Consider the following 13,148-nt stretch of genomic DNA (forward strand, 5'->3'; position numbering starts at 1 on the left):
CGTGTTCGACATCCACCAGGCCGTTCCCGCCGACGCGGGGGAGATCCTCACCCTGCAGCGGGCCGCGTTCGTCGACGAGGCGCAGGCCTACGGCGACCCGTTCATCCTGCCGCTGACCGAGAACCTGTCGAGGGTCGAGAAGCTCCTCGCGCAGGAGGACGCCCTGCTGCTCAAGGCCGTGGTCGGCCACCGCATCGTGGGTGTGGGGCGGGCGTCGGTCACCGGGACCACGGGTGTGGTCGGCCGTCTGGCGGTCGCCCCGGACCAGCGCCGGCGCGGTATCGCCCGTACTCTGCTGGTGCGCCTGGAGGAGGAGTTGCGGCGGCGGCGCCCGGACCTGACCGCGCTGACCCTGTTCACGGGGGCGCAGAGCGCCGACAACCAGCGCCTGTACCGTGCGCAGGGCTACGCAGAGACGCACCGCGAGCGCCTGGCCGACCACCTGGTGATGGTGCACATGCGCAAGGAGCTGGACGGAGCGGTGGCCGGCGGTCCCGGGGCCGTGGCGGGTACCGCTCACTCCTGAGGGGCCCGGGCCGACCTGGCGCCGACCGGCCCGGCGCCGCCCGGCCCGGGGCGGCGTGGGGTGGCCGGGGGCGGCCGTCTAGGGTCGTGTCCATGCTGAAGGTGGGACTGACCGGAGGAATCGGCTCCGGCAAGAGCGCGGTGTCGGCCGCACTGGCCGAGCACGGTGCCGTGATCGTGGACGCCGACGCCATCGCCCGCGAGGTCGTCGAGCCGGGCACCCCCGGGCTGGCCGCGGTCGTCGCGGAGTTCGGTGAGGAGGTCCTGGCCCCGGACGGGCGGTTGGACCGCGCCCGTCTGGGCGAGATCGTCTTCGCCGACCAGGAGCGGCTGGCCCGGCTCAACGCGATCGTGCACCCGCTGGTGGGCGAGCGCAGCGCGGAGCTGATGGAGCGGGCGCTGGAGTCCGGGGCCCCGGTGGTGGTCTACGACGTGCCGCTGCTGGTCGAGAACGACCTGGGGGCGCTCTACGACGTGGTGGTCGTGGTCGACGCGCCCGACGAGACCAGGGTGGAGCGCGTGGCGGCCGATCGCGGGATGCCGCGCGAGCAGGTGTGGGCACGGATCCGCAACCAGGCCGACCGGGACGCGCGGCTGGCCGCGGCGGACCTGGTGGTGGACAACTCCGGAACGCGCGAGGAACTGCGGGCGCGTGTCGCGGAGCTGTGGCGGGCGCTGCTGGCCCGGGCCGCCTGAGGCCGGTGGGAGCGCCCCGGCGTGGCGTGCGTCGCCCCAGTGGGGCCCTGGCGCCCTCGGGGGCACCCTGGTGGCGCGCCGGCGCGGCCGGGGGCGGCCGGTCAGACGGGGCCGCCGTCCGGGTGCCCCCGGTGGTGCAGGGCCTGGCTCAGGGACGCGCCCGCGTCGATGGCCTTGCGCACCAGTTCCTCGCGGACGGTGCGGGCGGCCCGGACGCTGAGCAGGCTGTCGTCGAGGTCCTCGGCGGGTACGGGGTCGCGGGTGGAGGTCAGGGCGAGGTCGGCGTAGTCGGCGGCACGGTCGGCGATGGCCTGGCACTGCTCCCACTCCCGGTGGGCGGTGACCGCCTCGTGGACGCGCTCGCCGTAGCCGACCAGGACGCCCACGCGGTCGCAGAGCGCGTCGTGGGCGCGGGCGACCGCCTCCTCCTGGGGTGCCAGGGCCTTGGTGACCTGGGTCGAGACCGCCTCGCGCCGGCGCTGGGCCAGTTCCCGGCGCAGGGTGCGCAGCCGTAGCAGTTCCTGGGACAGGGTCCACTCCTCCTGCCGTAGCAGGGGCAGGGTGTGTCCGGGGTCGAAGGAGTCCCCGAGGATCCGGATGCCCTCCTCGACGCGGTCGGTGGCCTGCTGCAGCTGGGCGAACAGGTGTGCCTCGGGCTCCTCCTGGCGGGTGACGTAGCTGTGGGGGCGGCCGAAGTCCTCGGGCAGGACGTACTGGTCGTAGTGCTCGGCCGCCAGGCGGGGGATCATGCCCGGGCGCATGATCGCGCCGGCGCCGCCCGCGCCGACGAGCAGGTACAGGGCGGCCAGGGCGGGGTCGCCGGGGACGAGTGCCTGGAGGGGGCCCAGGGCCTGGTCCAGGGCCAGGGTGAGGCCGACGACGCCGCCGATGGAGGCCGGCAGCGCCCAGGTGCCGTGCATGACCAGGTCGCCCCAGTCGTCGGTGAACGAGCCGCTGCGGGAGACCAGGCCCAGGAGGAAGGCCGTGGTCACCAGGCACAGCAGGACGCCGAGGAGCAGTCCCGCGGGCGGCCACAGGAGGGCGAGGAGGGACGCGCCGGCGCATCCCGCGGCGGTGGCCGCGGCGGCGCGGCGCCAGGCCCGTCGGCGGGGCGGGCCCTTGGCGGCGGGGATGAGCTGGTCGGCGTGGCCGCGCAGGCGCCTGGCGGTCCCTGGCGGCAGGTCCGGTGAGAATGTCGGTCTGGAGGGGTGGGACACGAGGGACACCTCATTCGGGGCGCTCGGCGCTGCTTCGATGGTAACCGCGCGGGCCCCGCCCGGTCAGGGGCGTTCGGGCCCTCGTTGGCCGGTTCGCCGGATTGGTGCGGGCCCGTCGCCGCGGACCCGGGGTCGCGGGCCCCTCGGGGATGTCGGCGGCGGTCTGTAGCGTTGGGGGAGAGGGACACGTGGGCGCGGGCGGCCCACCGTTCGATGCGAGAAGAGGGCGACGACGTGCGACCGGTCAGCGACATCAAGCGCAGTGAGGCACCCTTCGAGGTCGTCTCCGACATGACTCCGGCGGGGGACCAGCCGGGCGCGATCGCCGAGATCACCCGGCGGGTGCGGGCGGGGGACCGGCACACGGTCCTGCTGGGTGCCACCGGTACGGGCAAGACGGCGTCGGTGGCGTGGACGGTGGAGCGGCTGCAGCGGCCCACGCTGGTGATGCAGCCCAACAAGACGCTGGCCGCCCAGTTCGCCAACGAGTTGCGGCAGATGCTGCCGAACAACGCGGTCGAGTACTTCGTGTCGTACTACGACTACTACCAGCCCGAGGCCTACGTGCCGCAGAGCGACACCTACATCGAGAAGGACTCGTCGATCAACGACGAGGTGGAGCGCCTGCGGCACTCGGCGACCAACTCGCTGCTGACGCGGCGGGACACGATCGTGGTGGCGTCGGTGTCGTGCATCTACGGTCTGGGCACGCCGCAGGAGTACGTGGACCGGATGGCGCAGCTTTCGGTGGGCATGGAGGTGGACCGCGACGACCTGCTGCGGCGGCTGGTGGAGATGCAGTACTCGCGCAACGACGTGGCCTTCACCCGCGGTACCTTCCGGGTGCGGGGCGACACCATCGAGATCATCCCGGTCTACGAGGAACTGGCGATCCGCATCGAGATGTTCGGTGACGAGGTCGAGCGGCTGCTGACCCTGCACCCGTTGACCGGCGAGGTGCTGGGCGAGAGCCAGGAGATGTTCATCTTCCCCGCCTCGCACTACGTGGCCGGTGAGGAGCGCACGGAGCGGGCGGTGGCCTCCATCGAGGCCGAGCTGGGCGAGCGGCTGGCGGAGCTGGAGGGCCAGGGCAAGCTGCTGGAGGCCCAGCGCCTGCGGATGCGCACCACCCACGACCTGGAGATGATGCGCCAGCTCGGGTCGTGCTCGGGCATCGAGAACTACTCGCGGCACTTCGACGGCCGGGAGCCGGGCAGTCCGCCCAACACGCTGCTGGACTACTTCCCCGAGGACTTCCTGCTGGTGCTGGACGAGTCGCACGTGACGGTCCCGCAGATCGGGGCGATGTACGAGGGCGACGCGGCGCGCAAGCGCACGCTGGTCGACCACGGGTTCCGGCTGCCCTCGGCGATGGACAACCGGCCGCTGCGGTGGGAGGAGTTCACCGAGCGGATCGGGCAGACGGTGTACCTGTCGGCGACGCCGGGCCGCTACGAGCTGCGGCAGAGCGGTGGCGACGTCGTGGAGCAGGTGATCCGCCCGACCGGTCTGATCGACCCCGAGGTGCTGGTCAAGCCCACCGACGGGCAGATCGACGACCTGGTGCACGAGATCCGGGAGCGGGCCGAGCGCCGGGAGCGGGTGCTGGTGACCACGCTGACCAAGAAGATGGCCGAGGACCTCACGGACTACTTCGCGGAGATGGGCATCCGGGTGCGCTACCTGCACAGCGAGGTGGACACGCTGCGCCGGGTGGAGCTGCTGCGCGAGCTGCGGGTGGGCGAGTACGACGTCCTGGTGGGCATCAACCTGCTGCGTGAGGGCCTGGACCTGCCCGAGGTGTCGCTGGTGGCGATCCTGGACGCGGACAAGGAGGGCTTCCTGCGTTCGGAGACCTCGCTGATCCAGACGATCGGCCGCGCGGCCCGTAACGTGGCCGGCCAGGTGCACATGTACGCGGACAACGTCACCGACTCCATGCGGGCCGCGATCGACGAGACCAACCGCCGCCGGGACAAGCAGATCGCCTACAACACCGAGCACGGGATCGATCCGACGCCGCTGCGCAAGCAGATCGCCGATATCCTGGACTCGCTCAACCGGGAGGACGTGGACACCGAGCAGCTCATGGCCACCGGGTACCGGCAGGCGGGGGCCAAGGGTGAGCGCGCCCCGGTGCCGGCGCTGGGCGAGCGCACGGACGTCACGGCCATGCCGCGGGCCGAGCTGGCGGGTCTCATCGACCAGTTGAGCGCGCAGATGCACCAGGCCGCGGCCGACCTGCAGTTCGAGCTGGCGGCCCGGTTGCGGGACGAGATCGGTGAGTTGAAGCGTGAACTCCGCGGGATGGACGCCGCCGGGGTGAAGTGACCGCGAGCCCTGTGGGGTCGGGGTTCCGGTCCTACGGGGCTTCCATGACCTGCGACTTTTCATCACGTACAGAGCACATTTCAGGCTCGATCGGGTCGCGCAGTTACCTCCGCGTGACATACGCTTGCGGCAGTTCAGGGTGTATGTCGTTTTTGCCGGTGTTCGGTGGTGGGGGAACGCATGAGGGTTCGACTTCTGGCGGCCACGGGCGGGATCGTCGTGCTCGGTTCCCTGCTCACCGGCTGTGGCCTGGCGTTCGGCGGCCCCGCGGGGGCCGAGGGGGCCGCCCACGGGCCCAGCGTCGGCGACCGCGGCGAGGAGCGGGTCGAGCAGGCCGTCGACGACGAGGACGAGCTGGTCATCGTGGACAACGGCGCCGAGGTGCGCGAGGACTGCGGGAACCGCGAGGTCGTGGTGACCGCCGACGACGCCCACGTCGTCCTGGACGGCGCGTGCGGCCTGGTCAAGGCGACCGGCCGCGGGACCACGGTCAACGTGGGCTCGGCGGACAAGATCGTGCTGGTCGGAGTGGACAACGAGGTGGCCTTCGCCTCGGGTGACCCCGAGGTCATCAACCATGGGCGCAACACCACGGTCGTCGAGGGCGGCTCCGCCGACGGGTGAACCGAGCGGCGTTCGGTCCGTTATCCCCTGTGGCGCGGGCGAACCGTGTCGGTCTATTGCCCGACCCTCCATCTGAGAGTGACCTTCGATCAGCTACGGTGGTGCGCGTCTGCTTTCCCACTTACGGGTGAGTTGACACGGTACGGACAAGTACGCCTACGCTGAGTGAATTCTTGGTGTTCAGTGACGATTTCGCGCGCCCGGCCCCTGCGGAGGCGGTACGGTCGATCCGTTCCGCATGCGGTGGTCCGGCCCGGACGCGTCGTCGCGACGGCGACGGGCCCCGAACGCGACGCCCCGGTGGCGGCCGGGCGAACGAGCGCGTGAGGTGAGGACCCGCCAGGGGAGGGGTGGATGAGCGGATATGTCGCGCGGGTGCGACATGATGAGTCGCCCGGGGGCGACGTCGGCCTGGACCCGTTGGTGCGGTCGGCCGCTCTGCGCTGGGCGCAAGCCGATCCCCTGCTTCCCGCGCCCGTCAACATCGCGCGTGACTCCTACCCCCTCCTGACCGTCAGCGACGAGGAGGGGCGCGCGGTCGCCGCGGGCACCATGCACTACACCTGGTACCAGCCCGGCGAGGTCGGGCGGATCTGGGGCGTGCCCGACCAGCACTGGCTCACCCCCCTCGTCGGCGGCCCCGACCCCAGCCGTGCCCTGGACTCCCTGCTCACCAGCTGGCGCGACCAGCTGGAGGACCTGCCGACCGGCACCGGCTCGGAGTCGGCCGCCCTGGTCAGCTGGCCCGCCCGCGACGTGTGCGGGATCATTCCGCTCCAGCGGCACGGCCTGCAGCCCTACACCGTGCTCGCGGCCCGCCAGCGCCGCCGCGGCGTGCCCCCCTCGCTGCCGCCGCGCGACGTGACCCTGCGGCTCGCCGATCGCAGCGACCTGACCCAGGTCGTGGCGCTGCTGATGGAGGAGCACCGCTACGAGCAGCACTTCGGCGGGGTGTTCCTCCAACCCGACACGGCCGAGCAGACGCGCAAGGTCGCGGCCCGCGCGCTGGAGCGGTCCCGGTCCTGGATCTGGCTGGCCGAGCGGCGCGGGCGCGCCGTGGGGCTGCTGTGGGTCTCTCCGCCCGAACGCTCCCGCTGGGCCAAGTCCCTGGTCAACGCACGCCCGATCGCGCACATCGGCTACGGGGTCGTGATCGCCGAGGAACGCGGCAACGGCATCGGCACCGCGCTGGTGGGGCAGGCCCACCAGGCGCTGGACAGCCACGGCGTGGGTGCCTCGGTGCTCAACTACGCGGCGATGAACCCGCTGTCGGGCCCCTTCTGGCACCGGATGGGCTACCGGCCGGTGTGGACCACCTGGGAGGTCCGTCCCGCTCTCGCCCTGCGCTGACGGCGCGCCGGACGCCTCCCCTCGCGAAGGCGCGCCGACGGACGTGGCTAGCCTGTGCGCAGGACGCGACGAGGCGTGGAGAGGCGAGGCGATGAGTGCGAACGACCATGGGCCCGAGGGCGCGGACCACGTGGAGATCGTTGAGGTGGGGCCGCGCGACGGCCTGCAGAACGAGTCCGCGGTGCTGTCGGTCGACGACCGGATCCGGTTGATCGACGCCGCGGTGGCGGCCGGGGTCCGCCGGATCGAAGCGGTCAGCTTCGTCAACCCCAAGCGCGTTCCGCAGATGGCGGGCGCCGAGGAGATCATGGCGGGCGTCAGGCGGGAGCCCGGGGTCTCGCACATCGGCCTGGTGCTCAACCGGCGCGGTCTGGAGCGCGCTGTGGCCGCCGGGGTCTCCGAGGTCAACGTGGCGGTGCCCGCCACGGACGGGTTCTGTACGCGCAACCAGGGGTGCACCGTCGACGAGATGCTCGACGCCCTGACCGACATCGACGCCGAGCTCCAGGGGACGGGGATCCCGCTCAGCGTGACCGTCTCGACCGCGTTCGGGTGCCCCTTCGACGGGGAGGTCCCCGCCGGGCGGGTGGTGGAGGTCGTCAACCGGATCACGTCCACCTCGGCGGTGGAGATCGCCCTGGCCGACACGATCGGGGTGGGTGTGCCCCGTGAGGTCTCCGAGCTCCTGCGTGCCGTGGGCACCGTGGTCGGCGGCCGTGCGCTGCGTTGTCACTTCCACAACACCCGCAACACCGGTTACGCGAACGCCATGGCCGCGGTGGACGCGGGCGTGCGGGTGCTCGATTCCAGCCTCGGCGGGTTCGGCGGCTGCCCGTTCGCTCCCGCGGCGACCGGCAACATCGCCACGGAGGACCTGCTGTACATGCTGCACCGCAGCGGGCTGCACACGGGTGTGAGCCTGTCGGAGGCGGTCGCCCTGGGTGAGTGGATGGGGGAGCGCCTGGACAAGCGGCCTCCCGCCTACCTGGGGCGGGCGGGCGGCTTCCCGGGCTGACCCCGGCCCCGTCGGGTGCGGCCCTGGTCGTCGCCGTCCGGCCAGGGCCGGGGCCCTCCCTTGATTCACCGTATCCTGGATTCAGGTATCCGTGTATCGTGGGCGCATGCTCCAACTCGCCACCGACATCGACGCACTCGCCCGGTTCGGCCGGGCCCTCGCCGATCCCATCCGTTGCCGGGTCCTGCTGGTGCTGCGGGACGGCGCCGCCCACCCCGCCGAGCTGGCCGAGGAACTCGGCATCAGCCGGACGCGGCTGTCCAACCACCTGTCCTGCCTGCGCGACTGCGGGCTGGTCGTCACCGTCCCCGTGGGCCGACGGGTGCGCTACGAACTCGCCGACCCGCGGTTGGCGCACGCCCTGGACGACCTGCGCTCGGCCGTGATCGCGGTCCAGACCGACCAGGCCTGCGCGGACGAGGCCGATCCGGCCTGCGCGAACGAGGCGGGGGCGTGCTGATGACCGTCTCCACCGAACGCGGCACCGTGCTGGCCCGCCGCATCCGCCTCCTCGTCGCCGTCACCATCGTCTACAACCTCGGCGAGGCCGTCGTGGCGATCTGGGCCGGGCGGGTGGCCTCCTCGGCCGCCCTGGTCGGCTTCGGGCTGGACTCGCTCGTCGAGGTCTCCTCCGCGCTCGCCGTCGCCTGGCAGTTCTCCGCCCGTGACGCGCGCACCCGCCAGGCCCGTGAGGCCAGGGCCATGCGCGTCATCGCGCTCGCCTTCTTCGCCCTCGCCGCCTACGTCACCGTCGAGGCGCTGCGCTCCCTCCTGGGGGCCCAGGAGGCCGATCCCTCGCCGGTCGGGATCGTGCTCGCCGCGCTGTCGGTCGTGATCATGCCGACCCTGTCCCTGGCCCAGCGCCGGGCGGGCCGCGAGCTCGGATCGGCCTCGGCCGTCGCCGACTCCAAGCAGACCCTGCTGTGCGCCTACCTCTCGGTCGCCCTGCTCGGCGGGCTGCTGCTGAACGCTCTGTGGGGCTGGGCGTGGGCCGACCCGGTCGTGGCACTGCTCATCGCCGGCCTGGCCGTCCGGGAGGGGGTCGAGGCCTGGCGCGGCGACGCCTGCTGCGGGTCCGGCGCGGCCGCCCTGGTCGGGGTGTCGCCGGCCGAGGAGGACGACTGCTGCTCCGACTGCCACTCGGACCACGGTCCCGACCGTCCCTGAGCCGATCAGCGCCCGTCTACGGGGAGCGCGGACGCTTCACCGCGTCCCGTGCCCCGGGGCGGGACCGGTCCGCGCCGTGGTGCTGTGGCGGACGTGACACCGGCGCCACGGGAACGGGCGCACCCCCCGTGCCGTGGGCGACGCCGCTGGTCGCGGCGGGGAACAGCACCGGCCCTTTCGGCGTTCGCTGATGTGGAGGCACGGGTGGCCTGTTATCCTGGTGCCCCGTGGAGTCCGGCGCCGTCTCGGCGCATCCCAGACCGCCCCGCACCGGACCGCCGCACGGCCGCTCAGTTCATCCCGAGCCCGCCGTAGCCACTCAACCCACGGGAGCAACACTTTGGCATCCGCCGCGAGTACCAAGCACCTTTTCGTTACTGGCGGCGTCGCCTCCAGTCTTGGCAAGGGCCTCACCGCCTCCAGCCTGGGACGACTCCTGAAGTCGCGCGGCCTGCGGGTCACCATGCAAAAGCTCGACCCCTACCTCAACGTCGACCCGGGGACCATGAACCCCTTCCAGCACGGCGAGGTCTTCGTCACCGACGACGGGGCCGAGACCGACCTGGACGTCGGCCACTACGAGCGCTTCCTGGACACCGAGCTGTCCGCCTCGGCCAACGTCACCACCGGCCAGGTCTACTCCAGCGTCATCGCCAAGGAGCGCCAGGGCGCCTACCTCGGTGACACGGTGCAGGTCATCCCGCACATCACCAACGAGATCAAGTCGCGCATCTACGCGATGGACGCCCCCGACGTCGACATCGTCATCACCGAGATCGGCGGGACCGTCGGCGACATCGAGTCGCAGCCCTTCCTGGAGGCGGTCCGCCAGATCCGGCACGAGATCGGCCGGGACAACTGCTTCTTCCTGCACGTGTCCCTGATCCCGTTCCTCGGCCCGTCCGGGGAGATGAAGACCAAACCCACCCAGCACTCCGTGGCGGCCCTGCGCAGCATCGGTATCCAGCCCGACGCCATCGTGTGCCGCTCGGACCGGCCCATCACGCAGAGCCTCAAGGCCAAGATCAGCCTCATGTGCGACGTGGAGGAGGCCGGTGTGGTCTCCACCCCCGACGCCCCCTCCATCTACGACATCCCCAAGGTGCTGCACCGCGAGGGCCTGGACGCCTACGTCGTGCGGCGCCTGGGCATGCCGTTCCGGGACGTGGACTGGACCGAGTGGGACGAGCTGCTGCGCCGCGTCCACCAGCCCGACCACGAGGTGACCATCGCCCTGGTCGGCAAGTACATCGACCTGCCCGACGCCTACCTGTCGGTGAGCGAGGCCCTGCGCGCGGGCGGGTTCGCCACGAACACGCGCGTCAACATCCGCTGGGTGGCCAGTGACAACTGCGCCAGCCCCTCGGGTGCGGCCGCCGAGCTGGCCGACGCCGACGGCGTCCTGATCCCCGGCGGTTTCGGCATCCGCGGTATCGAGGGCAAGCTCGGTGCCATCCGCTACGCCCGTGAGAACCGGATCCCGATGCTGGGCATCTGCCTGGGCCTGCAGGCCATGGTGATCGAGAGCGCCCGCAACGTCCTGGGCATGGAGGGCGCCAACAGCACCGAGTTCGACGACAAGGCGGTGGACCCGGTCATCGCCACGATGTCCGACCAGGAGGACGTCGTCGCCGGTGAGCGCGACATGGGCGGCACGATGCGCCTGGGCATGTACCCGGCGGACCTGGGCGAGGGCACTCTGGCCCGTGAGGTCTACGACGGCCAGGCGCAGGTCTCCGAGCGCCACCGCCACCGCTTCGAGGTCAACAACGCCTACCGCGCCAAGCTGGAGGGGGCCGGCCTGGTGTTCTCCGGGCTCTCCCCCGACGGCAAGCTGGTGGAGTACGTCGAACTGCCCCGGGACGTCCACCCGTTCTTCATCGCGACGCAGGCGCACCCGGAGCTGCGCTCCCGCCCGACCAAGGCCAATCCGCTCTTCCGCGGTCTGGTCTCCGCCGCGCTGGAGCACAGGAACGCGTCCAGGTGATCCCGGCCCCCGCAGGCCGGGTCCGGAGGGAGCGCGCCCGGCCTGCGGTCGGGCGCGCTCCCTCGCCCGGACAACCCTGACGGCCCGGCCGGTGCGGCCGCGTTCTCCGCGGTGGCCGCGCCGGCCCCACGTTCGCGGGCCGGGGCTTCCCGCCGCGGCGGGCTGGACTGGAGCCGGGCCGGTCCAGGCGGGGTGGGGCGGCGTGCGGATGCCCCCGACCCGGCCGGGTGGTCGCGGCGATGTGCTACATGGTGGAGAGCGACCAGCGATGACCGACGAAGCATGTCAGCCTGAGGGGCGAACGCATGGCCAGTGAGACACACCCGGACGGCCGCCGACCGGGGGCGGACGCGAAGATCGCGGACGTCCCCGACGCCTGGCCGGTCGAGCGCTCCGAGGAGCGCTACCAGGGCCCCAAGTGCGGGATGCGCACCGACTGGGTGGTGATGCCCGGCGCCAACGGGGAGGGCACGTCCCTGGCCGCCCGCGACTACATGGTCCATCCCGGCGCCGCCGCGGCCCTGGCCCTGGACGAGGACGGCCGGGTCCTGCTGCTGCGCCAGTACCGGCACGCCGTCCGGCACACCATGTGGGAGCTGCCCGCCGGGCTGATCGACGTGGAGGGCGAGGACCCGCTGCTCACCGCCCAGCGCGAGTTGGTCGAGGAGGCGGGGCTGCGCGCACGGCGCTGGCACGAGCTCGCCGACTTCTTCCCCACCGTGGGCTTCTCCGACGAGCGCATCCACGTCTACCTCGCCCGTGACCTGTCCGAGGTGCCCGCGGAGGAGATCGACTTCGTCCGCGAGCACGAGGAGACCGACCTGGCGGCCGAGTGGGTCCCCCTGGACGAGGCCGTGCGCCTGGTCATGGCGGGCCGTCTGCACAACGCGTCGACGGTCATCGGGGTCCTGGCCGCCCAGACCGCGGCGGCGACAGGATTCGCGTCCCTGCGCGCCCCCGCCGACGGCTGAGCCGTGGGCGAGGACGCCGGGGTCGCCGCGCCGCTGGCGGAGGTGAGCTCCGCCTTCCTGGACCACCTCAGCGCCGAGCGGGCGCTGGCGACCAACACCCTGCTCGCCTACCGCCGTGACCTGCGCCGCTACACCCGCCACCTGACCGGCGCCGGCGTGGCCTACCTGGCCGACGTGGACGGGTCCCGGGTCGGGGGGTTCCTCCAGGTCCTGCGCGAGGGCGACGAGGAGCACGCGCCGCTGAGCGCCGCCTCGGCCGGGCGCGCCCTGGCCGCCGTACGCGGCCTGCACCGCTTCGCGGTGCGTGAGGGGTGGGCCGACCACGACCCGGCGGCGGAGGTGACCCCGCCGTCCCCGCCTCTGCGACTGCCCAAGGCCGTGACCCTGGAGGACGTGGAGCGCCTCCTGGACGCGTCCGGTCCGATGGCCGGCGCCCCGCAGCCGGAGGCGCCGGGCGGTGACGGGTCGCGGGCCGGGTCCCGGGGCGCTCCGGCGGCAGCGCCCGGTGCGGGGGCGGGCGACCGCGCCGCCCTGCTGGCGTTGCGCGACCGCGCCCTGCTGGAGGTCCTCTACGGCACCGGCGCCCGGATCTCCGAGGCGGTGGGCCTGGACGTCGACGACGTCTCCGACGCGGTCGCCGCCGAACGCGCCGTGGGGCTCGTGCGCTTCCGCGGCAAGGGCGGCCGCGAACGCGTGGTGCCGCTGGGCTCCTACGCCCGCCGTGCCCTGTCCGCCTACCTGGTGCGGGCCCGCCCCGTGCTGGCGGCCTCGGCGGCCCGGGGGCGGGGCGGCCCGGCGCTGTTCCTCAACGCGCGCGGCGGCCGGCTGACCCGTCAGGGCGGTTGGGCGGTCCTGGGCGCGGTCGCCGACCGGGCCGGGGTGGAGGGGGTCTCGCCGCACACCCTGAGGCACTCCTTCGCCACACACCTGCTCGACGGGGGAGCCGACATCCGTGTCGTGCAGGAACTGCTGGGGCACAGTTCGGTCACCACCACGCAGATCTACACGCTGGTCACGGTCGAGCACCTGCGCGAGGTCTACGCCGCGAGTCATCCCCGTGCACGCCGGTGAACTGGCCGAACGATGCGAAAAGGCCTGCTGTGCGGGGGAAGCGGGGCACCGCGGAGTTCCCGTTCGATTTCCCCCGGGGACGAAGGCGTGGGATTCTACAGACAGGTTTACGTTGATGTGCGCCGTGTCGGCGTCCTAGAGTCGCCGCACGGCGGTACGTTGCTGTCGACATATTGAGTTTCCGACGGCGGCCA

At 72.7% G+C, this 13,148-nt stretch carries 12 protein-coding genes; 11 read left to right on the forward strand and 1 reads right to left on the reverse strand.

Annotated features, from left to right (window positions below):
- Position 1: 1 nt before the first annotated feature.
- On the forward strand, positions 2–526 hold the full coding sequence (locus M1P99_RS21085; protein ID WP_304454310.1) for a GNAT family N-acetyltransferase: 525 nt from the start codon (positions 2–4) through the stop codon (positions 524–526).
- 92 nt (positions 527–618) lie between these two features.
- Positions 619–1,221: a dephospho-CoA kinase gene (gene coaE, locus M1P99_RS21090; RefSeq protein ID WP_304454311.1), complete on the forward strand. Its 603-nt coding sequence runs from the start codon at positions 619–621 to the stop codon at positions 1,219–1,221.
- 101 nt (positions 1,222–1,322) lie between these two features.
- On the opposite strand, the gene M1P99_RS21095 is transcribed toward coaE, so the two are convergent.
- Positions 1,323–2,438, reverse strand: coding sequence for a hypothetical protein (locus M1P99_RS21095; RefSeq protein WP_304454312.1), 1,116 nt, complete (start codon positions 2,436–2,438; stop codon positions 1,323–1,325).
- A gap of 234 nt (positions 2,439–2,672) precedes the next feature.
- On the opposite strand from M1P99_RS21095, the gene uvrB reads away from it, so the two are divergent.
- From uvrB to M1P99_RS21140, 9 genes are all read left to right on the forward strand, one after another.
- Complete coding sequence (gene uvrB, locus M1P99_RS21100; RefSeq protein WP_304454313.1) at positions 2,673–4,769, forward strand: excinuclease ABC subunit UvrB; 2,097 nt, start codon at positions 2,673–2,675, stop codon at positions 4,767–4,769.
- Positions 4,770–4,949: 180 nt separating this feature from the next.
- Positions 4,950–5,393 carry a DUF3060 domain-containing protein gene (locus tag M1P99_RS21105; RefSeq protein ID WP_304454314.1) on the forward strand — a complete coding sequence of 148 codons (444 nt, stop codon included), beginning with the start codon at positions 4,950–4,952 and terminating at the stop codon, positions 5,391–5,393.
- Between the two features lie 354 nt (positions 5,394–5,747).
- On the forward strand, positions 5,748–6,743 hold the full coding sequence (locus M1P99_RS21110; protein WP_304454315.1) for a GNAT family N-acetyltransferase: 996 nt from the start codon (positions 5,748–5,750) through the stop codon (positions 6,741–6,743).
- Positions 6,744–6,834: 91 nt separating this feature from the next.
- Complete coding sequence (locus M1P99_RS21115) at positions 6,835–7,758, forward strand: hydroxymethylglutaryl-CoA lyase (RefSeq protein WP_304454316.1); 924 nt, start codon at positions 6,835–6,837, stop codon at positions 7,756–7,758.
- Positions 7,759–7,864: 106 nt separating this feature from the next.
- The gene (locus M1P99_RS21120; protein WP_304454317.1) at positions 7,865–8,218 is read left to right on the forward strand and encodes a helix-turn-helix transcriptional regulator; all 354 of its coding nucleotides are present in this window, start codon (positions 7,865–7,867) and stop codon (positions 8,216–8,218) included.
- Positions 8,218–8,925: a cation transporter gene (locus M1P99_RS21125; RefSeq protein WP_304454318.1), complete on the forward strand. Its 708-nt coding sequence runs from the start codon at positions 8,218–8,220 to the stop codon at positions 8,923–8,925. The genes M1P99_RS21120 and M1P99_RS21125 overlap by 1 nt, the downstream gene beginning before the upstream one ends.
- 340 nt (positions 8,926–9,265) lie before the next feature.
- On the forward strand, positions 9,266–10,912 hold the full coding sequence (locus M1P99_RS21130) for a CTP synthase (RefSeq protein ID WP_304454319.1): 1,647 nt from the start codon (positions 9,266–9,268) through the stop codon (positions 10,910–10,912).
- Between the two features lie 305 nt (positions 10,913–11,217).
- Positions 11,218–11,883, forward strand: a complete 666-nt coding sequence (locus M1P99_RS21135) for an NUDIX hydrolase (RefSeq protein WP_304454320.1) — start codon at positions 11,218–11,220, stop codon at positions 11,881–11,883.
- A 3-nt stretch (positions 11,884–11,886) separates the two neighbouring features.
- On the forward strand, positions 11,887–12,954 hold the full coding sequence (locus M1P99_RS21140) for a site-specific tyrosine recombinase XerD (protein WP_304454321.1): 1,068 nt from the start codon (positions 11,887–11,889) through the stop codon (positions 12,952–12,954).
- Positions 12,955–13,148 lie beyond the last annotated feature (194 nt).

Origin of the sequence: Nocardiopsis sp. YSL2 (assembly GCF_030555055.1) — a bacterium.
Classification (GTDB): Bacteria; Actinomycetota; Actinomycetes; order Streptosporangiales; family Streptosporangiaceae; genus Nocardiopsis.

Coding starts and splice junctions, on each gene's coding strand:
- M1P99_RS21135 (WP_304454320.1), top strand. CDS start 11,218: ATGGCCAGTGAGACACACCCGGACGGCCGCCGACCGGGGGCGGACGCG.
- coaE (WP_304454311.1), top strand. CDS start 619: ATGCTGAAGGTGGGACTGACCGGAGGAATCGGCTCCGGCAAGAGCGCG.
- M1P99_RS21115 (WP_304454316.1), top strand. CDS start 6,835: ATGAGTGCGAACGACCATGGGCCCGAGGGCGCGGACCACGTGGAGATC.
- M1P99_RS21120 (WP_304454317.1), top strand. CDS start 7,865: ATGCTCCAACTCGCCACCGACATCGACGCACTCGCCCGGTTCGGCCGG.
- M1P99_RS21125 (WP_304454318.1), top strand. CDS start 8,218: ATGACCGTCTCCACCGAACGCGGCACCGTGCTGGCCCGCCGCATCCGC.
- M1P99_RS21105 (WP_304454314.1), top strand. CDS start 4,950: ATGAGGGTTCGACTTCTGGCGGCCACGGGCGGGATCGTCGTGCTCGGT.
- M1P99_RS21110 (WP_304454315.1), top strand. CDS start 5,748: ATGAGCGGATATGTCGCGCGGGTGCGACATGATGAGTCGCCCGGGGGC.